Annotated in this window: 25 protein-coding genes; 10 read left to right on the top strand and 15 right to left on the bottom strand. The window is 33.2% G+C overall.

The features are described 5' to 3' along the window. Positions 1 to 28: 28 nt before the first annotated feature. The 4 genes from H0S58_RS06535 to H0S58_RS06520 all read left to right on the top strand — a co-directional run bounded on the left by H0S58_RS06535 (position 29) and on the right by H0S58_RS06520 (position 9,397). Complete coding sequence (locus H0S58_RS06535; protein WP_195727494.1) at positions 29 to 520, top strand: hypothetical protein; 492 nt, start codon at positions 29 to 31, stop codon at positions 518 to 520. A gap of 133 nt (positions 521 to 653) precedes the next feature. Beyond that, positions 654 to 3,026: a DUF4238 domain-containing protein gene (locus tag H0S58_RS06530; protein ID WP_195727493.1), complete on the top strand. Its 2,373-nt coding sequence runs from the start codon at positions 654 to 656 to the stop codon at positions 3,024 to 3,026. 77 nt (positions 3,027 to 3,103) lie between these two features. Continuing rightward, complete coding sequence (locus H0S58_RS06525) at positions 3,104 to 4,240, top strand: hypothetical protein (RefSeq protein WP_195727492.1); 1,137 nt, start codon at positions 3,104 to 3,106, stop codon at positions 4,238 to 4,240. A 78-nt stretch (positions 4,241 to 4,318) separates the two neighbouring features. Next, positions 4,319 to 9,397, top strand: a complete 5,079-nt coding sequence (locus H0S58_RS06520) for an orc1/cdc6 family replication initiation protein (protein ID WP_195727491.1) — start codon at positions 4,319 to 4,321, stop codon at positions 9,395 to 9,397. Positions 9,398 to 10,550: 1,153 nt separating this feature from the next. Here H0S58_RS06520 and H0S58_RS06515 read toward each other — a convergent pair. The 8 genes from H0S58_RS06515 to H0S58_RS06480 form a co-directional block, all read right to left on the bottom strand. Then, positions 10,551 to 11,816, bottom strand: coding sequence for a zonular occludens toxin domain-containing protein (locus H0S58_RS06515; protein ID WP_195727490.1), 1,266 nt, complete (start codon positions 11,814 to 11,816; stop codon positions 10,551 to 10,553). After that, complete coding sequence (locus H0S58_RS06510) at positions 11,816 to 12,103, bottom strand: DUF2523 family protein (RefSeq protein WP_195727489.1); 288 nt, start codon at positions 12,101 to 12,103, stop codon at positions 11,816 to 11,818. Before H0S58_RS06510 ends, H0S58_RS06515 begins: the two co-directional genes overlap by 1 nt. Next, the gene (locus H0S58_RS06505) at positions 12,100 to 13,380 is read right to left on the bottom strand and encodes a virulence factor TspB C-terminal domain-related protein (RefSeq protein ID WP_195727488.1); all 1,281 of its coding nucleotides are present in this window, start codon (positions 13,378 to 13,380) and stop codon (positions 12,100 to 12,102) included. The genes H0S58_RS06510 and H0S58_RS06505 overlap by 4 nt, the downstream gene beginning before the upstream one ends. Positions 13,381 to 13,482: 102 nt before the next feature. Continuing rightward, complete coding sequence (locus H0S58_RS06500) at positions 13,483 to 13,731, bottom strand: major capsid protein (RefSeq protein ID WP_195727487.1); 249 nt, start codon at positions 13,729 to 13,731, stop codon at positions 13,483 to 13,485. A gap of 10 nt (positions 13,732 to 13,741) precedes the next feature. Beyond that, on the bottom strand, positions 13,742 to 14,008 hold the full coding sequence (locus H0S58_RS06495; RefSeq protein ID WP_195727631.1) for a hypothetical protein: 267 nt from the start codon (positions 14,006 to 14,008) through the stop codon (positions 13,742 to 13,744). Positions 14,009 to 14,025: 17 nt separating this feature from the next. Then, positions 14,026 to 14,319, bottom strand: coding sequence for a hypothetical protein (locus tag H0S58_RS06490; RefSeq protein WP_195727486.1), 294 nt, complete (start codon positions 14,317 to 14,319; stop codon positions 14,026 to 14,028). Between the two features lie 3 nt (positions 14,320 to 14,322). Then, positions 14,323 to 15,522, bottom strand: a complete 1,200-nt coding sequence (locus H0S58_RS06485) for a replication initiation factor domain-containing protein (RefSeq protein ID WP_195727485.1) — start codon at positions 15,520 to 15,522, stop codon at positions 14,323 to 14,325. Further along, the gene (locus H0S58_RS06480) at positions 15,522 to 15,746 is read right to left on the bottom strand and encodes a hypothetical protein (RefSeq protein ID WP_195727484.1); all 225 of its coding nucleotides are present in this window, start codon (positions 15,744 to 15,746) and stop codon (positions 15,522 to 15,524) included. The genes H0S58_RS06485 and H0S58_RS06480 overlap by 1 nt, the downstream gene beginning before the upstream one ends. A 115-nt stretch (positions 15,747 to 15,861) precedes the next feature. Here H0S58_RS06480 and H0S58_RS06475 point away from each other — a divergent pair, with 115 nt between their 5' ends. Next, positions 15,862 to 16,059, top strand: a complete 198-nt coding sequence (locus H0S58_RS06475; protein WP_195727483.1) for a hypothetical protein — start codon at positions 15,862 to 15,864, stop codon at positions 16,057 to 16,059. Continuing rightward, positions 16,059 to 16,505, top strand: coding sequence for a hypothetical protein (locus H0S58_RS06470; protein WP_195727482.1), 447 nt, complete (start codon positions 16,059 to 16,061; stop codon positions 16,503 to 16,505). The genes H0S58_RS06475 and H0S58_RS06470 overlap by 1 nt, the downstream gene beginning before the upstream one ends. Before the next feature lie 619 nt (positions 16,506 to 17,124). Here H0S58_RS06470 and H0S58_RS06465 read toward each other — a convergent pair. Continuing rightward, a complete protein-coding gene (locus H0S58_RS06465) occupies positions 17,125 to 17,349 on the bottom strand; it encodes a hypothetical protein (protein WP_195727484.1) in 225 nt (74 codons plus the stop codon). 115 nt (positions 17,350 to 17,464) lie between these two features. Here H0S58_RS06465 and H0S58_RS06460 point away from each other — a divergent pair, with 115 nt between their 5' ends. Beyond that, positions 17,465 to 17,662, top strand: a complete 198-nt coding sequence (locus H0S58_RS06460) for a hypothetical protein (RefSeq protein WP_195727483.1) — start codon at positions 17,465 to 17,467, stop codon at positions 17,660 to 17,662. Next, positions 17,662 to 18,108, top strand: coding sequence for a hypothetical protein (locus tag H0S58_RS06455; RefSeq protein WP_195727482.1), 447 nt, complete (start codon positions 17,662 to 17,664; stop codon positions 18,106 to 18,108). The genes H0S58_RS06460 and H0S58_RS06455 overlap by 1 nt, the downstream gene beginning before the upstream one ends. Positions 18,109 to 18,571: 463 nt before the next feature. On the opposite strand, the gene H0S58_RS06450 is transcribed toward H0S58_RS06455, so the two are convergent. Beyond that, positions 18,572 to 18,736, bottom strand: a complete 165-nt coding sequence (locus H0S58_RS06450; RefSeq protein WP_195727481.1) for a hypothetical protein — start codon at positions 18,734 to 18,736, stop codon at positions 18,572 to 18,574. Then, the gene (locus H0S58_RS06445) at positions 18,733 to 18,954 is read right to left on the bottom strand and encodes a hypothetical protein (protein WP_195727480.1); all 222 of its coding nucleotides are present in this window, start codon (positions 18,952 to 18,954) and stop codon (positions 18,733 to 18,735) included. Before H0S58_RS06445 ends, H0S58_RS06450 begins: the two co-directional genes overlap by 4 nt. A 117-nt stretch (positions 18,955 to 19,071) precedes the next feature. Between H0S58_RS06445 and H0S58_RS06440 the strand changes: the two genes are divergently transcribed. After that, complete coding sequence (locus H0S58_RS06440; protein WP_195727479.1) at positions 19,072 to 19,263, top strand: hypothetical protein; 192 nt, start codon at positions 19,072 to 19,074, stop codon at positions 19,261 to 19,263. A gap of 528 nt (positions 19,264 to 19,791) precedes the next feature. Here H0S58_RS06440 and H0S58_RS06435 read toward each other — a convergent pair. Together H0S58_RS06435 and H0S58_RS06430 are read right to left on the bottom strand one after the other, a co-directional pair. After that, entirely contained in the window at positions 19,792 to 19,956 is a 165-nt protein-coding gene (locus H0S58_RS06435) for a hypothetical protein (protein WP_195727481.1), read from the bottom strand. Further along, positions 19,953 to 20,174, bottom strand: coding sequence for a hypothetical protein (locus H0S58_RS06430; protein WP_195727480.1), 222 nt, complete (start codon positions 20,172 to 20,174; stop codon positions 19,953 to 19,955). Before H0S58_RS06430 ends, H0S58_RS06435 begins: the two co-directional genes overlap by 4 nt. 117 nt (positions 20,175 to 20,291) lie before the next feature. On the opposite strand from H0S58_RS06430, the gene H0S58_RS06425 reads away from it, so the two are divergent. After that, on the top strand, positions 20,292 to 20,483 hold the full coding sequence (locus H0S58_RS06425) for a hypothetical protein (protein ID WP_195727479.1): 192 nt from the start codon (positions 20,292 to 20,294) through the stop codon (positions 20,481 to 20,483). 528 nt (positions 20,484 to 21,011) lie between these two features. Here the strand turns inward: H0S58_RS06425 and H0S58_RS06420 are convergent. Next, complete coding sequence (locus H0S58_RS06420; RefSeq protein ID WP_195727481.1) at positions 21,012 to 21,176, bottom strand: hypothetical protein; 165 nt, start codon at positions 21,174 to 21,176, stop codon at positions 21,012 to 21,014. After that, positions 21,173 to 21,394: a hypothetical protein gene (locus tag H0S58_RS06415; protein WP_195727480.1), complete on the bottom strand. Its 222-nt coding sequence runs from the start codon at positions 21,392 to 21,394 to the stop codon at positions 21,173 to 21,175. The genes H0S58_RS06420 and H0S58_RS06415 overlap by 4 nt, the downstream gene beginning before the upstream one ends. Between the last annotated feature and the right edge of the window lie 93 nt (positions 21,395 to 21,487).

The following is a 21,487-nucleotide window of genomic DNA, read 5'->3' as shown; positions in this document are numbered from 1 at the left end:
TATAATCCTCATTATTTGAGTGATGAATATGGAAATTCAAAACTTACCAATGTTCAAAGAACTTTCACGCGTATTTTGTAGCTATAAGATTGACTCATGGCAAACAGTAGACTTTTGGGATAAAGTTAAACTTTTGAAAGTAGTAGATAGTAATGTTAACTATCAAAGTATTTATCGGCTGATACTTCGGTTGATTAAAGATGGCTATTTATTAGTTGATGAGGAAAAAAGTAGATATGGACAAACAACTTATACTGAAACTGAAAATTTGCATGATCTACGATCACAGTTTTGTATTGAGTCAACATCTACCCTCCAAGAACTAAATTTGAAAAAAGAAGAGTTTGAGAGCGAAATCAATGCACTAGAAGAAGAATTTGAAGCGTTGGAAGACTTAAAGTATCAATTTCCTGATATCCAATTTAAAATTGAACAATTAAAACAAATAAAGATAAAAGAATATAATAATTTTAAGTCAAAAGTTCGCGCAATTAATTCATTAATTGAATATTTTTCTTGAAAAATGCTATAAGAGTAAATAGCGCAACTTTTATTCACAACCTATAATAAATTGAATAATTATTTTATATCAATACTTTATTGGTGAAACATAGTTAAAATTTATTTTTGTAATTTTCATATGGTGTAATGTCGTGACAAAAACTCGAGATAATCATTATGTTCCTCAATGGTACCAAAAGGGTTTTATTGATGAAAAGGATAATCAACTTTGTCATCTAACTCGTCGTAAAATAGATCTTCAAAATGGTGAATTCAAAATCATTAACTCTAAGAAATGGCAGACCTCAGCCCAACGATTTTATGAAATTGATCTCTATTCAACTTTTTTTGGAGCAGAAATAAATGATGATATTGAGAAAAAACTATTTGGTTCAATTGATGATAATGGATCAAAAGCTGTTAAAGCATTTTTAACTGATGATGAATCATTATGGCATTATAATTTTTTAGATTTATTTACTTATATTGATGCCCAAAAAATACGTACTCCAAAGGGTCTGGATTGGATTAAAAGCCGCTATCCTAAGCTTACCCAATTAGAACTTATGTTAGAAATGCAAGCTTTACGTACAATGCACTGTACATTATGGAGCGAGGGTATTAGGGAATTGGTATCAGCAGAAAATTCAGATGTTAAATTTATTATTTCTGATCACCCTATAACTATATATAATTATGCTTGTTCTCCTGATTCTAAAGAATGTCAATATCCTAATGATCCAGATATCGCACTTAAAGGCTCACAAACAATATTTCCTCTGGATAAAAATCGATGTCTAATTTTAACGAATCAAGAGTATGCCCAAGATCCAAATGCTACTAACCCACTGGAGCTGCGTACAAATGCAATTCGTAATCGGCAAAGCTTTGTAAGTACAATAGATTTTATAAATAGCAGAAAACTAACAAGAGATGAAGTAATTAAGATTAACTACATTATAAAATGTAGAGCAAAAACATCTATTGCTGCAGGTAGTGCAAATTGGTTAGATCCTGAAGAAAGTTTAGAATGTACATGGGATCAGTTAAGAAGTGTACTATTACCACCACGTGATAAGATTAATAATTACAGTGAAATGTATGTTCAATTTAAGGATGGAACAACTCACTATCAAGATTCTTTTGGTAGATATACAAAAAAAAATGATTATCTTAATAAATTAGTAGATGAAGCCAAATTAGGTAGAAATGATTTATGTGGTTGTGGAAGTGGTAAAAAATATAAAATTTGTTGTTTAATGACTCCGATTGAATTGCGTACAACGTGGAATGTAGCCAGTATAAGAGAAAGAAACCTAGCGTTTTGTAGATGTATCAGAGATATACTGGGTATTGATAAAGGTAAAACATGGAAAGATATCCGACGAGATTTATCGAATAGTCAAATCATTGATATATACAAATATTACTCAATACTATGGCCTCAAGAAACTGATATTTATTCATTACTTCCTAAACCTGATGGAAAGTATCGTGGACTGTATACAGGAATACTTGATGTTAGATCAATTCATAAAAATGCTCTCCCTGCTGCCGCTGTGTTTGAAGAGTTTTTAATTCAAATACCTATAATGAATCCTAACAACTTAAAACCTGAATTCAATCCTATTAGCTCACCAAATCAATATAAATATCAAGCACTGAAAGATTTTCTTTTTATGCTTGAATTAGAGCCTTATATTGAATATGGATATATCAACCTAATACCTGATCCAAGCGAATTCGATTTAGAATTAAAGAAAACAATGTTTGAAATGGCTAAAAGCAGAAGTCATCTAAAAGTTGTCAACTCAAAAGCTGATCGTGAAGCATGCTTACTATTAGGAGTTGAAGATTTACTAAACACAACCTCAAGGCTGCCTATAGAAACTAGAATTAAAATGTTGATTGATGAATTTAATTTAAATGAAATTGAAGCAATACAATTTCTTCAAGAATTTGATAGTCATATTGAAACTTCAGCATTAACATTATTACAGCCAATATCATCTGAAAAAAGTGGGCAATTTATACAATATTGTATGGGCCCAAATTATGAAATGGCTCTTCTAATAGCACAAGTCACTGGCTCAGTAGTTGTTACTGATAGTGAATCACGATGGCAAGAATTAATTAATGCACAACATAGAAATCAAGGATTAATTATTTATCCTTGGAATATGATGCTTAATAAATTAGATATAGCCCCAATAGATGAGCAATTTTTAAAAAAAATTATAAAGTCACAAGCTGGAATTTCTACGTTTAGAAATATTTTAAAAAAAGTTGATCATATAATTTTAAATAATCATCAAGATATGGAAAAGTTAACTGTAATTGCCAATCAAATCTCAAATATAAAAGAAGAATTTCAGCATACATCATCTTTAGTAAGAACTATGAATTTGAAGATAGTAAGCCCAGATGGAGGTTTTTATGATAAAAATGTTCAACGCTTACTTGCTCGCTCTAGTTGTATTAATTATGAGAATAAAGTTCGATCCATTTATGGCGTAAATCTATAAATAATCAAATATTTTGAGCTGAAAATTATTTATAGTAAATGATTCTAATGTTTTAATTAATAGATAGGACTAAATTTTTGAAAAACTACATTGGCTATTTAGAATATAAAAATGTCACTAACATTCCTAGTTGTTATGTTCCTTCCCATGAATATATTTTCTTCTTGCATGACAATTGTGCAAAAATTTTGGTAGAATTTGAAAGCAGCAATATATCGGAAATTGGCCTAGATTACTTGATAGATAAATACTTAGAAAAAACAGGTAATTCAGATTTCAATATTATTGATATTCTAACCTATTACAAAAAAAATAAACTTGATGCACCCTATTTCCACTTTTTAACATCAAAAATATTAAGTGGCCTTATAGGTGATTTATTACATTTCATATATGAAGCATTAAAAAATTTTGAAAAAAGAAAATTTTCAGTGGCATATAGTCTATTAAGAAAACCATTAAAAGAAAATTTAATTTTTATTTGTTGGTTGTTTAATAATCATGAGAATTTTATAGATTTATTTGAAAAAGAGACACATAAATCTCTTAATAATTTGCGTGAAGAGAAAATTAAGTTAATTCTTAAAGAAACTATAGATAAACTTCCATTATCTGAAATGTTTGATTATGAACTCCTATACAAAATGATATTTTCTAAGAAATTTAGTAATGGATTAGAAATCCAATGTCAAAGAGCTACACATTTAATTACTTCTCAAGGAGAGTTTCTTAAAACTAAAGAAAGGTCTATAAATTCAATTTTCAATAACCCTTTTGATGATACTAATTATGATTCTATACATATATGCCTTCCATATATTATGTTGTTTACAACACATGTGATTCTTGAGGCTTTTAACAATTTGATAAAGTTAAACAATAATACCTACCAACATCTACTCTTAGTATCAATAGCAAGTTATGAAAACTTATATGTAGATGGTCGGAAAAGATTATTAACAAAGTCATTATCAAAGCAATTTCAACCTTTATTGAATTGTATTCATTGTAAAAAAGCAATTAAGATAAAAAAAGAAAATTCTTTAAAAATGTTTATGCTCAATCATCTTATTTGTAATAGTTGTAATCAATATTCTGAATTTCCTTTCTATTGGCTAATGGCACAAATGAAAATATCAATTAGTCAAAATAATTCTGATGATACAAATATTTGGAAAGATACTATTCTTTCAAGAATGTTTAGGGAAGCATAACCTAGTATGATATTTACAGATTGATATAGTTAAATTTTTATTTTATTTCATTTATTAAGGTTGATTTTAGAGGTAGTTATGTCGGGAGGGATTAGTGCAATTAAAGGATTTGACTATCAAGCAACAGTAATTCTTGATCGTTTATTTTATCTTTTCGATCAACATGATAATACTGCCTTTGTTCGACCTGAGGGTGAAGATGATTTAGATTTATTTTGGGTTGAAAATAATATTGAATATCGACAATATATTCAAATTAAAAAGCCCACTGAAACAAATGAGGGCATTCTCAATCCTTCCCCATGGACGCTAACCGATGCTATTAATGAATTATTTCCAAATGCAATTTTACGATTAAATAATAATAGTTATGAACAAATCTGGATTCTTGGTGATGAAGTAAAAAAAGATCTTGATAAGCTAGTAGATTCGGGTAATCAAGCTGCTTTAGAGCAATCCTTATCCTATTTAGCAGTTATTCACAAACTAGCTAAAGATCATTGTCTAAAATTAAAATTATCTAAAAAAAATAGGACTAAAATTCAACGCTGGAAAATTCCCAATAATAAAGATATAGATCCTAATTTAAATATTGTACAAAAACTTGAGTGTTTTATTGATTTTGCTAAGATGCTTAATGTATCAAAATCTTTTTTAGAACAATATGTTAAAAAAATTATAGAAATTGATGCCCTGCTTCCAGATATTCTTAACCGTATTACAATATTGAGTTCCTATGGTACAGAAGATGATGTAGCTGCTAGAGTTTATTCACGACTTGAGGATAACTATCAATTACCACTAGCTGTAATTAAAAATACATTATTTCGAAACTTAAGAGGTTTTATTAATGATATTTCTAAGCAACCGCAAAAAACATTTAACAAAGAAGACTTTGAATTTGAACTACGTACCGTATGGCCAACAATGGTCATAATTAAAGAGCCTCCTCTACGTGGACTACAATTTCTACCTAGAAACAACTTAGTCGAACAAATAGCAAAAAGATTTATAGGAAAAGCAATTGAAATCACTGGAGTTTCAGGTTCGGGGAAAACTTCTCTAGCAAGTGAAGTATTAGAGTATATTCGTTCAAATCAACCTGATCGAAATGTATTTTATGCCAATGTAACTGAAAATAATTCATTAATTGATGTTCTATCAGGACTAGCTTTTCACCTACGTAGATATGGAATAAACACTCCGTTTAAGATAGCTATAGATAATCAATTATCAACCGAAAATGCTCTTCAAGAATTAGCTAAATCTTTATCCTCATGCAGCTTAAAAATTGTGCTATTAATCGACTTAGTGCATGGAACTTGTTCAGATTCTTTTGCGAAAGAGCTAAATCACTTCATCAGCTCTATTTCAAGCCAGCATTTACAAATCGCTATTTTTAGCCAGGAAATGCCATTGCGTGAGATGAGCTCTTCAAGCAAAGTTTTATATAAAATTGAACAACTCAACATCCCTGGATTTAACTTTGAAGAATTTGTTCAACTCGTAACATATCAGCATCAAGATGTGGATAGATCAAAGCTCTTGTGGATCTATCAACGCATTACAGTTGGAAGAGAAGCAGGATTGCTAGTGAGTCTTGCGCAAACATTAGCCCATGTCGAAACAATAGAAGATATGAGAATAATCGCTGAAATGCCTGCTGATGAAATGCTCGCAGAGGCTGAAAGGAAGCGTTTTGACCGTGTTACACCAACTCTAATTACTGCTGCTAAAAAACTAACCTGTTTTGCTCTACCATTTAACAAAACTGATGCTATAGAAATTTTTTCTACAGAGAACATACGAGAAGCTATCCACGAGCTTTTAATACTTGGTTTGCTTCGCAAAACTGGGGATGATCTTTATGAAATGCATGAAACAGTTCGTGCAGGACTTGAAAGTTTTATTTCATTAGATATTTATCGAACTACGCATCAACAGTTGGCTGAATGGTATGCAGAAATTGGTAACATATCAGCTCAAATCTTTCATCTTGAAAAATCTGGAAACTTGATCGAAGCACATGCAGTTGCAAAAAATGCCTTCCTGAATGGTAAGGATATATGGTCGTTAGAAGCATATATTTTAAAAAATAATCTTATTACTCATAATGATCTTCTGAATATGCTTAGCAATTCAGAAATAAAAGTTAATGAATACTATATTTTACCAGAAATTGTAAAGTATATAGGCAATGCTGATTTTATAGAGCAGCTTTTTGAATTAATAGACATTCAATCTGATCGTTTTCACCAAGATTTTCATTGGTCAACATCAATAATGAGGATGATTTTAGAGTTTGATATAACCAAGTTACATAGTTTAATTGCATTCGCAATAAAAATTCAAAATGTGGCAGATTTAGAAAATTCAGTACTTGACTGGTTTAGAATTGCTGCACATCGGATTGATTTAACGGTTGATCCGAGTATATTAAATCTTTTTGAAAATCAATCTCCTGAAATTAAAAGAAAGTTAATTCCTATTCTTATATTGGACTGGCGTCGCGATACATTAAAACCTGTCTTTAATTTTATAACGTCACATCCCATAATGAGGAAAAATGACTTTAGAACAAACAACAAATTAAATCTATATCAAAAATTTAATAGCATAGAAAAAACAATTGAATTCCTTGCAGCACTTCCGAATGTTGGAATTGATAAAATTTTTGTTAATAAATCAGCATGTTTAGATGCTTTTGAAGATTTTGTTTGGGAAAATAAAGATGATTTAAGTAAAAATTCAATTGTTATAATTAAACAGAATGATTTTGATGAGATAGTTATAAATAATGCATTGCGAATTTTACTTTTTTTAGCTGAGCCTAGTCTTCCAGAACTATGTCACTCCCTACAACCAAAGACAAATAGTACAACAGCATTTATATCTTTACTACCATCTGTATTCCCATTCCTAAATAATAAAGATAGCTATGAGAAAGATATTTTTGATATAAATTTAGCTTTGGATAAAAGAATCACAGCACTATCTACTCTTATTGCACATGACGCAAACATAAGTGAGTTGTATAGAAGAATTCAAAAGTTGGAACCTCTAAATACTGGCTGGAATTTTTGGTTTCTAATGCAGAGTCTAGAAAAACCTTTTCCAGAGGCAATTCCATTATTAGAAGCAAGATTAGCTTCAGAAAATGATCTTACACTTGACGCAATATTATTAGTTAAACTGGGTGAGTTAAGTACTCCACAAGCGTTTAATTTATTGATTAATAATATAAATAATAAAAGCGTAATAATTAGACGAAATGCAGCATTAGTTTTATCTACAAAACGAAGCGCTAAAGCTTTGCCATATTTAGTTAAACAACTTGCATTAGAAGTCGATGAAAATACTGCAGTTACAATACTAACCGCAATTGTAGCATCAGGTTCAACCCAAACTTCAGATTTATCATTAATCAAGTTTTCATCCCCAACTATAGAATTGTGGAGATGTATACTTGCAATGAGGACTCGAGATTTAAGTTTTGCTGAAAGAATTATTTCATTAGCTTGTAACAAGGAACTTCCTTGGCAAACTAGGCGTACTGCTATTTTAGCTGCAGGAAGATTTCCTTTTGATATTGCACTGAATAGAATTGTACCTAATATTCTAAAAGAACATTCACCATTAACAATTGATAATAACTCAAATCTTCTAGCTCACAATATTGTATCTAATCGTTTGTTAAATTGTGGTAATGATATATTTGACTCACTTTTAAGAGGTAAAGATTCCTTTATTTACATTTGGGGCTGGATTTTTGAACAGGATTGGGATGATTGTATTATGAAATACGATCTGCCCAAGGGAGAAGACGTAGCTGAATGGTTATTTGGGCGTTTAGTTTCTAATGAATACCGACCACAAACAAAAATATTAGATCAAATTATTAATGAGTTACATATACCTATACTACATGCTGCCACCTTGCGATCACTAAGATTATGTAATAGAAGCGATGTACTTGAAACTTATCTAGCCCAATCGCCTTATGTTTGGTTTGCCATAAGATGTTTAAAAGAACTTCATTTAATACGAGAACCTAATGTTTATAGCTTAGAAAAAATTCTTGGAATACTGTCGCTAACTCCATGGCAAGACCATCCAATTCTAGCAAATGTAGCAAAAAATCTTTTCAAGAACAAAAAAGACAAAGATACTGAAAATGGGGATAAATTTATTGTTGCAGATTCATCAATTTCAAAACCATCAATGATCCACTTAAATTACAAAGATATTTTAAATGGACTTGAACAACCTCAGCTTTTACTTGATAAAGATTTTACATTTTCATTTTTAACTCATGAAGAAATTGCGCAATTAATTACCCTTCTTAATACTCCTCATGAACGACCACCTATGGTAGAGAGTATTAAACCCCAACTTGATTTTACGAGTGATGGCTATACTGTTGTTAAAAGATCCTCGACTTCGAGCGAAAAGCCTAGTTCTATGCAATTAAGAGCCCTATTAAGACCAGCCCTCGCAGCTGCAAATAGATATGAAATATATATACCTTGGCATAAAGAAGGTTTACAGGGTACCTACTATGATCAATATATAGAGAATTATGTCAAGTTCTTAGGAATCCAAAATGACTCTGTACATTTTTACAAAGCTTTGGCTTCAGAAAAAAATATATTGATACCAGCAATTTTTGAATATAATAAGTCTAGGTGGATTCTTAAATATATTGATGAACGTATTATTCCATTTATTGAACCTTTAGTTTTTTCTGGAAATAGCAATATATTTGAAGGCTTATGTATGCTAACTGCTGAAGTTAATACTGATGAAATTGACCTTGTTTTAAAAAAACTATTTTCTCGTTTTGTCCAGTTTTTTAATAAGACATCACAAGTTGATGTAAATTATGACATTCCAATCTGGCGTGGATTCAACTATATTACTAATCATCAACGGTTTGAATTTATACCAAATTTAGTATCAGGGTTAACTAAAGTCCTTAAATCAGACTTAATGTATTCTCATAAACAAGAAATTTTGCGTATATTAGAGCGGTACCCTTCTTCATACATTACAATTGAATCTCAACTTCTTAATACTTCTAATTTTGAGAATTCTTTTAATGATGAAATAGATCGACTTGATGATGCTGCTGAAAAATTATTCCATAGGGTTGTTTGAATTGTACGGTGTTATGGTAACTTACTCTAAGAATAAAAGGATTTATAAGTGGATTTTTTAAGTTATAAGTAATTTTTCTAATAGAAAGAAAACCAGTGGTAGATGGACTTCTACCACTCTCCTAGACAAGTTCAATCTATTCTTAAGACCTTTTTAATAGAAAACTATGTGTTAATAGCTAGGTTCATGAACCAAATATTTTATAAGTTACCATTTTAGTGCTCTAAGTAATTAAATTTACTGTTTATTAAACATAAATTTAGTTATGAACTATATTCTAGGTGAACATAAGTTAATTAGAATATCAAAGACTATGGCCTACACAACCTCAGTTGTTGCCACAGCTCGACATCGTAAATCTTTAAAATTGTATTCACGATGCCGAGTATTCTAAATAACATAATATACGTTATGCCGAAATCTGACGCGCTATGTGGTGATCTAACCGAATAAACAATATTTTTAACTTTGTGATTTCTTCATCATGATCTAAATCTGATTCTTGCATTTGCAAAAGTACGCTCTCCAGTAGATCACGCATATAGATAAAATCATCTCTGGTTAAAACGCCTTTCTTTCTGTCATAGCTGACAGATTTATACAGATGCCTATTAATCATAAAATGTTGAAGTTATAACAAGAATAAAAACCCCACCAATTTCCAATTAATAAACCAACTCCAAAAAACAGAAGAATGCTTAAAAAATAAAGGAATGTAGGAAAATATTGCATTCTAAACTTCCACACATGTGCATCATGTTTCATCAACCTCTCCAAATCTTTACCGGCATCTTATTTACGCCTAACGCACTTCGCTTGTTTGCTCAATTTTATCCTTCACAGACTTCGCTAGTTCAGTATAAAATCCGAGCTTTAAACTTCTCTTTAATTTGTCATGCTAGAAAACCTACTCAATAAAAATAGATATATCTCTAACACCAATCTTCTCTATAAAATCACTAAAGACGCATTACTCGAAAAACACGTCATTAAACGTGGTCATCAAATCTTAGTCTATGAAATCAGCAGTTTAAGAAATAAAGGACGTTTCATAAAAAGCCTTGAAATCAATAAATTACCGATTACTTTAAAATCAAAGCAGTCTATCAAATATGCAAAAGTACCCAAACGTGCAGAAATCATCAGAGATTTTCTAAATTGATCCTTCAGTTTTTGCTTGTTCTATCTGCGCCATTTGTTGAACAGCAAGTTGATTAGATTGCGTATTATTTGTTTGATTAGATACTTGAGCATTGTTTGCCTCGTTTCTTGGTTGTCTTTCAGATGTAAAATAATTAAACGGTCTATCGTTTTGTTCTACAAGACGTTGACAGTCAGACTGTGAGACACCTTTTAAAATTGTGCCTTGTTGCGTATATGCAACGTAATGGCTGCCCTTTTTCATACAGCCACTAAAGACAGGCTTTGTCGTCACTTCATAGCTTAAATTATTCTGTATTTCTTCATCTTGATAAGGTTTATTTGGATTGTATGAAACTGAATAATTTCGATCAGAACCCATTGCAGAAGCATTGTTTTTTGATAAATCGTTAAACCATTTTACGCATTCAGGCTTTTCAACATTTGCACCTTTTCGACATTCAACATCTAAATTGTTCACTGGTGAGGCTTCTGTCTTAGAATCGGTTTTTTGATCTTTGGCTGGTGTTTCTTCGGCTTTTTGGCCAGATAATCCGCCCATTGCATTTCGTGCTAATTTATCACCGCCTGATTTTGTGAATAACATATAAGACAATGTCATCAAAATGGTAATTGCAATAATGGCATAAATGAACTTGCTTTGTATTTTGAACTGAATAGAAGTATGGGCCGATGCACTTGTGTACATATCTTGCCATTTCTTTTTATACATAAACTTGTAACTATCTTGATAATTGACAGAACGAGTTGAAGCAGCAGCTTGCCATGGATCACGAAGCCATCTTTCAAATTCGTAAATCGTAGCAAAAGGTGGTTTCTGTATTGGACGCTTAACCAAGTACATTTTTTCAACCAATGAATGTATGCCCTTGTTTAATCGCTTCGGGTCTTGCGTCATTAAAATAATGTCTTTGTTTTGATGACCGTGTGTTGTTAAATCAACAATCATCGGATTTTGTGACATTTTACCGTCACTATCACAATATTCAGGTCGTTTATGGATTTCATCCATAAAGATAATGGCATTGTCGGGTACTTCTCTCCAGTCGTGCGGAGCCTGACTAATAAAATCGCATTTTTCTGCATGACCTTCGATGTCGGAATAGATCGGACGAACAATATCTATTTCAGAATCATATTTACCTGAATCTATTTTCTTTTGAATCTGTAAATTTTTAATATGATAGTCATTCGCCATCTTTGCAGCGAATTGACTTTTACCGTGTCTAGGTTGACCTACAATTAAATAAATCGCCATTATTGAGCCTTCCCGAAAGATATTTTATTGATCATCAATGTGATTTTTAAAACACAGCAGCCAATAATAATTGACAGACCATAGTCAATATTGGCGAGTCCTAAAATTTGCAATACATCGGCTGATAATTTGCCCCATTCAGTTTGAGCATATGAAATCAATTGATTGAATAAAGTGAGGACAATTGCACTTGAAAAGATGCCAAGGCCTAAGCCTTTAAGCATGGTTTTTCCTGCTTTACTTAACGTGACATCTGCAACAGAAACAAGAATTGCTTTTAGACTCATAGTTCGCCATCCTCGCCTTTTCGACCTACACCAATAAGAATCATTGCACCCGATATGAAGCCAATCAACGGAGCAACAAAGGACCATTTTTCAGCCATTTGACAAATGGGTTCATAACTAATTTCAACATTACCGCCTTTGCCAAAGCTGATTGGAACTTGAATAGGTGCAGGACAACCAGCAGTCGCTTTAAATGTGCCTGTGTCTAATGCACCTATATCTATTTCTTTGGGTGTTTCAGGAACGTCATTCTCATTTTCAGGATTATCTTTTACCCAATTAATAAACTCACAAACAGGAACAGCCCATGAACAAAAAGAAGGAAGTGCAAGACCGCCAGTTTCAGGATTGGGTTTGATTTCAGGATCAGTTTTAGGTTCAGGAGCTGATTTTTCTAGTTCTTTTTTTACTTCTTGAACCGTTGGACTATTTGTTTCTTCCCATGGGTTTGATGGCTTCCAGAGATCAGTTTGAATAGATGGTGAATATTTTGGTTCAAGCTTTGGAGCAAGTTGAGGGTCTGAATAGTCTTTGTGTGTTTTATTTGCATAATCAGCCAATTGTTCAGGTGTAAGATATTCTTTTTCGGGTGTTATTTGACTATCTTTAACAACTTGAATAGACATAAAATCTTCACCCCATGGGGATGTGAAAAAAAATGATTTATCCCAATTTGCTTTACCCTCATTAGAATCAGAACGCCATCGCAAAAAAGTGAAATTAAAGTTATTTGGATGCTGTAATTGTCTATATTCTAAAGTATCTTTAGCAGCTTCGAGAGGGCAATTAAAAGTTTTACCACCCCATGATTGCCACTTTACAGAATAAGTAATTCCATTTTGGATAATTGACCCAGAGCATTGAGGACCGCCACTATCTGTATTTCTTTTATTTCTCCAAATGCTTTGTGTTTCGGGATCTATAATCCAATCTACCGATTTCAATAAAGCTTCAAGTGCAGCAGATCCGAGCAAGCCCCAACCTGTAGTTTTTAAAAGTCTGCCCATTCCGACAGTTCCCATTTTGAACTTATTAGAAGATGTTTTTGGATCTATTTTTGTGTTGTAGTCATAGTCATTAACAGCAGCACCATATTGATCTACTTTATGACCTTTAATTTTTAAAGTTTGAGATTGATCAGGGATTACATCGTATTCCCATTTTTCAGCAGCACTAGCATTTGCAAAAAATGGTGTGTAAACAAGCGTAAAACAGACAATAATTTTAATCAGGCTTAAAACAGTTTTATGCCAACAATTACCCACATGACTATACATACATACGCCCCTAATGATTCAATATCCATCCTCCTACCCTCCATTGTGGTCGGTCTGCGAGCCCTCGACCCGCCCCACAACGGAGGCGGATAAAGGGATTTTTTACATTGCTGAACGTGCCCATTTAAAGACTTTAATGACAACTACAAGACTTAACACAGCCAAGCCAATGGCTGAAACAGTTGTCACACCATCAGTAATCGTTGCAACAACCGCAGTTACATCAATTCCAGCAGCATTCGCACTAATTGCAGTACCTGAACTTGCTGTGGCGATACCAAAGCGTTTTGCGTTATGTTTAAAAGTATTTGAACGAGCAACTACAGTTGGTTTTTGAGCTTGTTGTTCCATAATAGAAACCTCATTTAATCGTGCGTATGCACATTTTGATAACAAAAACCGTTGCAAACACAAGTAGACACGCAAAGCCAATGGCGTTACCTTCTGCGAGTGTGAGCTTCGGCAGTAAAGTGGGTTGTTCAACCCATTCAAGGCACTGATTTGTATTTGATTCGAGTTGATTACAGACCAGTGCCATTTTTTTAAATTCCTTATCCAGTACAGTTTTTAGAATGTTGTTGATGCTGGTCTTGATAAAAGAAAATGCATAAACATGTGGAGCATTCATAAAAGCTGTACATAGCTTTATGCCTTAGCAGGCAAAATAACGTTTGTTAAAACTTGCTTCATTGCTTTACCCGTTGAAACCATATCCAGCTCTAAAGTAGCTTTGAATGGAAATTGACGACCTTGCAACTGAACAAGATTGCGTGAATCTTGCCATTTGAATTCAACAACACCCTGACCTACTGCATTACCTTGAGATACATCAAGCGGAATAATGCCGTAGAGATTTACATAGTCGTAATGTCGGCCATCTTCTGATTTCCAATCGACAGATTTAGCCCCAACTAAAGTGACTTCGGTTTTTGTAGACATGGTTTACATCCTCATTGCTGTAAGTGCGACATGATCCAAGCGTTTTGGATATGCCAAATGATCAGAATGACAAACTAGATTTATTAGTTCATCAGCCGTAAATACTTGTTTAAAGAAATTGAAATATTTGCCGTACTGGTGCTTAATCGTGTCCAGTGCAGCTTTTGCAGAGATTGAAGCATTCTTTTTTAATGATTCTATTTTTGCAGGTTGAAGCTCATTTTTGAGTTCAGCAAAACATGGATAAGAACCCATGAAATATTCGGAAGGTGCAAGCAACATATCAAAAGGAAGAATACGGTCAGATGCTTTAAATTCGACTTCTGCCCTTTGCCAATTGTCTTCGGGATCACCTTCTGCACGGCCTTTTTCGTAAACACGAACATACATTCCTGATTCACGGCTACCGATATTTAAAGTACGACCACGACCATTGGGACGTTTCCAATTGCCTTTGTGCTCTACGTTTGGCTTTCTTGCACCGTTTTGGAATCCTGTACCTTTTTCAGAATTATTATCTTGTTCTTCTGCCCAATCGACGCTGATATGTTCACCAGTAAAGTCGTCATGTGCTAAGTCAATTCGAGTGAGCTTTGCACGTTTTGCGATATTGGTTAAGAAAGTATATAAACGTCTTTCCCACCCTTCGGTAGCAAATGAACAGCCTTTACCTGAAAGCATGACTAGAATTGTATTTCGTTGGCCACCGATACAGACAAGACCCATATCACGACCCAATACAAACGATTGTTTATAGAAATTTCGACCTGATTGATTTCTTGAAGTGGTTGAAAAACCGAAGATATGTTCTAAGTGTTCATCGAGTTGATTAATTGCAGCAAGACAGATTGCATCTAAGTTTTCATCGTTGATTGATTCAAAGAATGCAGTGCCTAGTGTTTCAATGCCAATAGTAAAATTCACCCAATCGACCACAGCTATTTCATTGTTAGCAGCTAAACGTACTGGAACTTCTTTTACGCCTGATGATGTTTTGACGAAATGCGTATAAAGAGTTGGGAATTCAGTTGGGAAAGGAAGATCAAAATCCGCAGGTGCGGTGAATGGATCGGATACCGTTACCCCCATCTTATTAATGGGGGTATTTAATTCCAACCCCCACTGTAAACTCGGTGTTTTTGACTTTTCGAAAGACTCACCGAAGAAAGATTCATTGAGAGACCAAACTGGATTCTTTTTCATTATTCATCTATCCCTAAATCACGCATGTGATCATTTTCTTGTTTTACAGCATCACAATATTCAGAAACTAAAGCAGACTTATAGCCCCACTCGTTCATACACATTTCAATATGGAAAAGAACCTTTTCAGATTCAAAAGCAGGATTGCCCCCAACGATCAATTGACACGCCTTGTCAAAGATGATTTTGGAAACGATTTCGAAAGCTAGTTCTCTTTCTAACATATTGACACCCTGACACAGGGAAACATAATTTAACGAAAGTTACCATGAAACACTGTGTCATTGCAACAGGTTATATAATAATGCCCCATTGACACAGTATGACAGTAGTAAAGGTATGGCTTCAGTACAGATTAGAGTTCAAGAAGAACTTGCAGACAAAATTGAAAATGCTAAATGGGAGATAAAATATAAGCTTAGATTAGAAATACAAAATACTGATGTATTAAATGCTCTTATATATCATCATCTTAAGAATCTTACAGAAGATGAAGTACTACAATATAGAAAGAAATTCTTGGGGAAAGATGAATAATGGCAGTAGGAATATTCTGTCTAATTTTAGGCTTTATCATTGGTTATCTCTGGAGAGACTCTAAAGAGCCAAAAGAAAAAGAAATCAGGCAAAAAACGAGAAATGTATATCTAAGTTATAACGAAAGACAACGTGAAAAAATGCGTTACATAAGTGACGCAGATAGAATCAGACAATTAAACATGCTTTCTCAGAATGAAAGTAAGTTTATGCGACTACTTCAGCACGAATTTAGTGGATATAAAATAGTAGTTAAAGACAAGCGTTTTTATATAGCAGATCAAGACAATTATCCTATTGCTATCTTTGAATATCGAGATGGAACAAAAGAATTAAGAGTAGAAGATAAAGAGGACGGTTTACCCGTTTTTTTATATAAAGCTATTATCTCAAGTGAAGCCATCGCAAAAGATAAAGATTCAATCGCTGGATGTCGCATAACGTAATTTTATGTTAAATAGAATATCTAAGACTGTAGCCTACACAACCTGAGTTGTTGCCACAGCTCGACATCGTAAATCTTTAAAATTGTATTCACGATGCCGAGTATTCTAAATAACATAATATACGTTATGCCGAAATCTGACGCGCTATGTGGTGATCTAACCGAATAAACAATATTTTTAACTTTGTGATTTCTTCATCATGATCTAAATCTGATTCTTGCATTTGCAAAAGTACGCTCTCCAGTAGATCACGCATATAGATAAAATCATCTCTGGTTAAAACGCCTTTCTTTCTGTCATAGCTGACAGATTTATACAGATGCCTATTAATCATAAAATGTTGAAGTTATAACAAGAATAAAAACCCCACCAATTTCCAATTAATAAACCAACTCCAAAAAACAGAAGAATGCTTAAAAAATAAAGGAATGTAGGAAAATATTGCATTCTAAACTTCCACACATGTGCATCATGTTTCATCAACCTCTCCAAATCTTTACCGGCATCTTATTAATGGGGGTATTTAATTCCAACCCCCACTGTAAACTCGGTGTTTTTGACTTTTCGAAAGACTCACCGAAGAAAGATTCATTGAGAGACCAAACTGGATTCTTTTTCATTATTCATCTATCCCTAAATCACGCATGTGATCATTTTCTTGTTTTACAGCATCACAATATTCAGAAACTAAAGCAGACTTATAGCCCCACTCGTTCATACACATTTCAATATGGAAAAGAACCTTTTCAGATTCAAAAGCAGGATTGCCCCCAACGATCAATTGACACGCCTTGTCAAAGATGATTTTGGAAACGATTTCGAAAGCTAGTTCTCTTTCTAACATATTGACACCCTGACACAGGGAAACATAATTTAACGAAAGTTACCATGAAACACTGTGTCATTGCAACAGGTTATATAATAATGCCCCATTGACACAGTATGACAGTAGTAAAGGTATGGCTTCAGTACAGATTAGAGTTCAAGAAGAACTTGCAGACAAAATTGAAAATGCTAAATGGGAGATAAAATATAAGCTTAGATTAGAAATACAAAATACTGATGTATTAAATGCTCTTATATATCATCATCTTAAGAATCTTACAGAAGATGAAGTACTACAATATAGAAAGAAATTCTTGGGGAAAGATGAATAATGGCAGTAGGAATATTCTGTCTAATTTTAGGCTTTATCATTGGTTATCTCTGGAGAGACTCTAAAGAGCCAAAAGAAAAAGAAATCAGGCAAAAAACGAGAAATGTATATCTAAGTTATAACGAAAGACAACGTGAAAAAATGCGTTACATAAGTGACGCAGATAGAATCAGACAATTAAACATGCTTTCTCAGAATGAAAGTAAGTTTATGCGACTACTTCAGCACGAATTTAGTGGATATAAAATAGTAGTTAAAGACAAGCGTTTTTATATAGCAGATCAAGACAATTATCCTATTGCTATCTTTGAATATCGAGATGGAACAAAAGAATTAAGAGTAGAAGATAAAGAGGACGGTTTACCCGTTTTTTTATATAAAGCTATTATCTCAAGTGAAGCCATCGCAAAAGATAAAGATTCAATCGCTGGATGTCGCATAACGTAATTTTATGTTAAATAGAATATCTAAGACTGTAGCCTACACAACCTGAGTTGTTGCCACAGCTCGACATCGTAAATCTTTAAAATTGTATTCACGATGCCGAGTATTCTAAATAACATAATATACGTTATGCCGAAATCTGACGCGCTATGTGGTGATCTAACCGAATAAACAATATTTTTAACTTTGTGATTTCTTCATCATGATCTAAATCTGATTCTTGCATTTGCACAAGCACGTTCTCCAGTAGATCGCGCATATAGATAAAATCATCTTTGGTTAAAACGCCTTTCTTTCTGTCATAGCTTACAGATTTATACAGATGCCTATTTTGAATCATCAATCTTTACCGGCATCTTATTAATGGGGGTATTTAATTCCAACCCCCACTGTAAACTCGGTGTTTTTGACTTTTCGAAAGACTCACCGAAGAAAGATTCATTGAGCGACCAAACTGGATTCTTTTTCATTCTTCTGAATACTCGGCTTCAAGTTGATAAAAATAAGATTTAAGATCTTCAACTTTTTGAAATAAAACAGCCCAATCATGAGGCGTTACTTCATGCATTAAAATTTCAGCTTCAGCATCTAAAACAGAAATAGCATCTTGGCTTTTTTTGAAAATACTCATTCATCTATCCCTAAATCGCGCATGTGATCATTTTCTTGTTTTACAGCATCACAATATTCAGAAACTAAAGCGGACTTATAGCCCCACTCGTTCATACACATTTCAATATGGAAAAGAACCTTTTCAGATTCAAAAGCAGGATTTCCCCCAACGATCAATTGACACGCCTTGTCAAAGATGATTTTGGAAACGATTTCGAAAGCTAGTTCTGTATTCATATCATGTATACATGTTTCTATTTGACAAAAAGATAACAGATTTACATGTATCATGTAAAGCATGTATACAAGTTTATATAGAATGAGGCACTCAAAATGTATCGGAAACTCAGCCCAATGGCACAAATGCTTAGATTGAATGAGAGAGAAAAGGAACTGCTAAGAAAAAGAGCGGTAGAACTAAATAAAATGCTGATTAATAAAAAGCTTGAGCCAGTTAAAGATACAGAATTAGCGCATATTGTTTTGGAGCAAGGAATCGAATTAGTAGAAATAACAGAATCAGGAAAGTTAATAATTCCAAGATAATTGAAGTAGAAAAAAGGGCCATTCATAGGCCCTATTTTTTTTGCGCTTGATGTCGCATAACGTAATTTTATGTTAAATAGAATATCTAAGACTGTAGCCTACACAACCTGAGTTGTTGCCACAGCTCGACATCGTAAATCTTTAAAATTGTATTCACGATGCCGAGTATTCTAAATAACATAATATACGTTATGCCGAAATCTGACGCGCTATGTGGTGATCCAATCGAATAAACAATATTTTTAACTTTGTGATTTCTTCATCATGATCTAAATCTGATTCTTGCATTTGCACAAGCACGTTCTCCAGTAGATCGCGCATATAGATAAAATCATCTTTGGTTAAAACGCCTTTCTTTCTGTCATAGCTTACAGATTTATACAGATGCCTATTTTGAATCATCAATCTTTACCGGCATCTTATTAATGGGGGTATTTAATTCCAACCCCCACTGTAAACTCGGTGTTTTTGACTTTTCGAAAGACTCACCGAAGAAAGATTCATTGAGCGACCAAACTGGATTCTTTTTCATTCTTCTGAATACTCGGCTTCAAGTTGATAAAAATAAGATTTAAGATCTTCAACTTTTTGAAATAAAACAGCCCAATCATGAGGCGTTACTTCATGCATTAAAATTTCAGCTTCAGCATCTAAAACAGAAATAGCATCTTGGCTTTTTTTGAAAATACTCATTCATCTATCCCTAAATCGCGCATGTGATCATTTTCTTGTTTTACAGCATCACAATATTCAGAAACTAAAGCGGACTTATAGCCCCACTCGTTCATACACATTTCAATATGGAAAAGAACCTTTTCAGATTCAAAAGCAGGATTTCCCCCAACGATCAATTGACACGCCTTGTCAAAGATGATTTTGGAAACGATTTCGAAAGCTAGTTCTGTATTCATATCATGTATACATGTTTCTATTTGACAAAAAGATAACAGATTTACATGTATCATGTAAAGCATGTATACAAGTTTATATAGAATGAGGCACTCAAAATGTATCGGAAACTCAGCCCAATGGCACAAATGCTTAGATTGAATGAGAGAGAAAAGGAACTGCTAAGAAAAAGAGCGGTAGAACTAAATAAAATGCTGATTAATAAAAAGCTTGAGCCAGTTAAAGATACAGAATTAGCGCATATTGTTTTGGAGCAAGGAATCGAATTAGTAGAAATAACAGAATCAGGAAAGTTAATAATTCCAAGATAATTGAAGTAGAAAAAAGGGCCATTCATAGGCCCTATTTTTTTTGCGCTTGATGTCGCATAACGTAATTTTATGTTAAATAGAATATCTAAGACTGTAGCCTACACAACCTGAGTTGTTGCCACAGCTCGACATCGTAAATCTTTAAAATTGTATTCACGATGCCGAGTATTCTAAATAACATAATATACGTTATGCCGAAATCTGACGCGCTATGTGGTGATCCAATCGAATAAACAATATTTTTAACTTTGTGATTTCTTCATCATGATCTAAATCTGATTCTTGCATTTGCACAAGCACGTTCTCCAGTAGATCGCGCATATAGATAAAATCATCTTTGGTTAAAACGCCTTTCTTTCTGTCATAGCTTACAGATTTATACAGATGCCTATTTTGAATCATCAATCTTTACCGGCATCTTATTAATGGGGGTATTTAATTCCAACCCCCACTGTAAACTCGGTGTTTTTGACTTTTCGAAAGACTCACCGAAGAAAGATTCATTGAGCGACCAAACTGGATTCTTTTTCATTCTTCTGAATACTCGGCTTCAAGTTGATAAAAATAAGATTTAAGATCTTCAACTTTTTGAAATAAAACAGCCCAATCATGAGGCGTTACTTCATGCATTAAAATTTCAGCTTCAGCATCTAAAACAGAAATAGCATCTTGGCTTTTTTTGAAAATACTCATTCATCTATCCCTAAATCGCGCATGTGATCATTTTCTTGTTTTACAGCATCACAATATTCAGAAACTAAAGCGGACTTATAGCCCCACTCGTTCATACACATTTCAATATGGAAAAGAACCTTTTCAGATTCAAAAGCAGGATTTCCCCCAACGATCAATTGACACGCCTTGTCAAAGATGATTTTGGAAACGATTTCGAAAGCTAGTTCTGTATTCATATCATGTATACATGTTTCTATTTGACAAAAAGATAACAGATTTACATGTATCATGTAAAGCATGTATACAAGTTTATATAGAATGAGGCACTC

The sequence above is a fragment of the Acinetobacter sp. TTH0-4 genome (assembly GCF_015602665.1).
GTDB classification, from domain to species: Bacteria; Pseudomonadota; Gammaproteobacteria; order Pseudomonadales; family Moraxellaceae; genus Acinetobacter; species Acinetobacter albensis.
The sequence above is the reverse complement of the archived record's forward strand: the minus strand, read 5'-3'. Positions and strand labels throughout refer to the sequence as shown.

Bases quoted from the DNA above. Each gene is read 5' to 3' on its own strand.
- H0S58_RS06460 (WP_195727483.1), top strand. From the start codon at position 17,465: ATGGCTTCAGTACAGATTAGAGTTCAAGAAGAACTTGCAGACAAAATT.
- H0S58_RS06435 (WP_195727481.1), bottom strand. From the start codon at position 19,956: ATGAGTATTTTCAAAAAAAGCCAAGATGCTATTTCTGTTTTAGATGCT.
- H0S58_RS06450 (WP_195727481.1), bottom strand. From the start codon at position 18,736: ATGAGTATTTTCAAAAAAAGCCAAGATGCTATTTCTGTTTTAGATGCT.
- H0S58_RS06490 (WP_195727486.1), bottom strand. From the start codon at position 14,319: ATGTCTACAAAAACCGAAGTCACTTTAGTTGGGGCTAAATCTGTCGAT.
- H0S58_RS06440 (WP_195727479.1), top strand. From the start codon at position 19,072: ATGGCACAAATGCTTAGATTGAATGAGAGAGAAAAGGAACTGCTAAGA.
- H0S58_RS06425 (WP_195727479.1), top strand. From the start codon at position 20,292: ATGGCACAAATGCTTAGATTGAATGAGAGAGAAAAGGAACTGCTAAGA.
- H0S58_RS06415 (WP_195727480.1), bottom strand. From the start codon at position 21,394: ATGAATACAGAACTAGCTTTCGAAATCGTTTCCAAAATCATCTTTGAC.
- H0S58_RS06515 (WP_195727490.1), bottom strand. From the start codon at position 11,816: ATGGCGATTTATTTAATTGTAGGTCAACCTAGACACGGTAAAAGTCAA.
- H0S58_RS06500 (WP_195727487.1), bottom strand. From the start codon at position 13,731: ATGGAACAACAAGCTCAAAAACCAACTGTAGTTGCTCGTTCAAATACT.
- H0S58_RS06445 (WP_195727480.1), bottom strand. From the start codon at position 18,954: ATGAATACAGAACTAGCTTTCGAAATCGTTTCCAAAATCATCTTTGAC.
- H0S58_RS06465 (WP_195727484.1), bottom strand. From the start codon at position 17,349: ATGTTAGAAAGAGAACTAGCTTTCGAAATCGTTTCCAAAATCATCTTT.
- H0S58_RS06505 (WP_195727488.1), bottom strand. From the start codon at position 13,380: ATGTATAGTCATGTGGGTAATTGTTGGCATAAAACTGTTTTAAGCCTG.
- H0S58_RS06520 (WP_195727491.1), top strand. From the start codon at position 4,319: ATGTCGGGAGGGATTAGTGCAATTAAAGGATTTGACTATCAAGCAACA.
- H0S58_RS06480 (WP_195727484.1), bottom strand. From the start codon at position 15,746: ATGTTAGAAAGAGAACTAGCTTTCGAAATCGTTTCCAAAATCATCTTT.
- H0S58_RS06455 (WP_195727482.1), top strand. From the start codon at position 17,662: ATGGCAGTAGGAATATTCTGTCTAATTTTAGGCTTTATCATTGGTTAT.
- H0S58_RS06475 (WP_195727483.1), top strand. From the start codon at position 15,862: ATGGCTTCAGTACAGATTAGAGTTCAAGAAGAACTTGCAGACAAAATT.
- H0S58_RS06485 (WP_195727485.1), bottom strand. From the start codon at position 15,522: ATGAAAAAGAATCCAGTTTGGTCTCTCAATGAATCTTTCTTCGGTGAG.
- H0S58_RS06495 (WP_195727631.1), bottom strand. From the start codon at position 14,008: ATGAATGCTCCACATGTTTATGCATTTTCTTTTATCAAGACCAGCATC.
- H0S58_RS06420 (WP_195727481.1), bottom strand. From the start codon at position 21,176: ATGAGTATTTTCAAAAAAAGCCAAGATGCTATTTCTGTTTTAGATGCT.
- H0S58_RS06470 (WP_195727482.1), top strand. From the start codon at position 16,059: ATGGCAGTAGGAATATTCTGTCTAATTTTAGGCTTTATCATTGGTTAT.
- H0S58_RS06535 (WP_195727494.1), top strand. From the start codon at position 29: ATGGAAATTCAAAACTTACCAATGTTCAAAGAACTTTCACGCGTATTT.
- H0S58_RS06510 (WP_195727489.1), bottom strand. From the start codon at position 12,103: ATGAGTCTAAAAGCAATTCTTGTTTCTGTTGCAGATGTCACGTTAAGT.
- H0S58_RS06430 (WP_195727480.1), bottom strand. From the start codon at position 20,174: ATGAATACAGAACTAGCTTTCGAAATCGTTTCCAAAATCATCTTTGAC.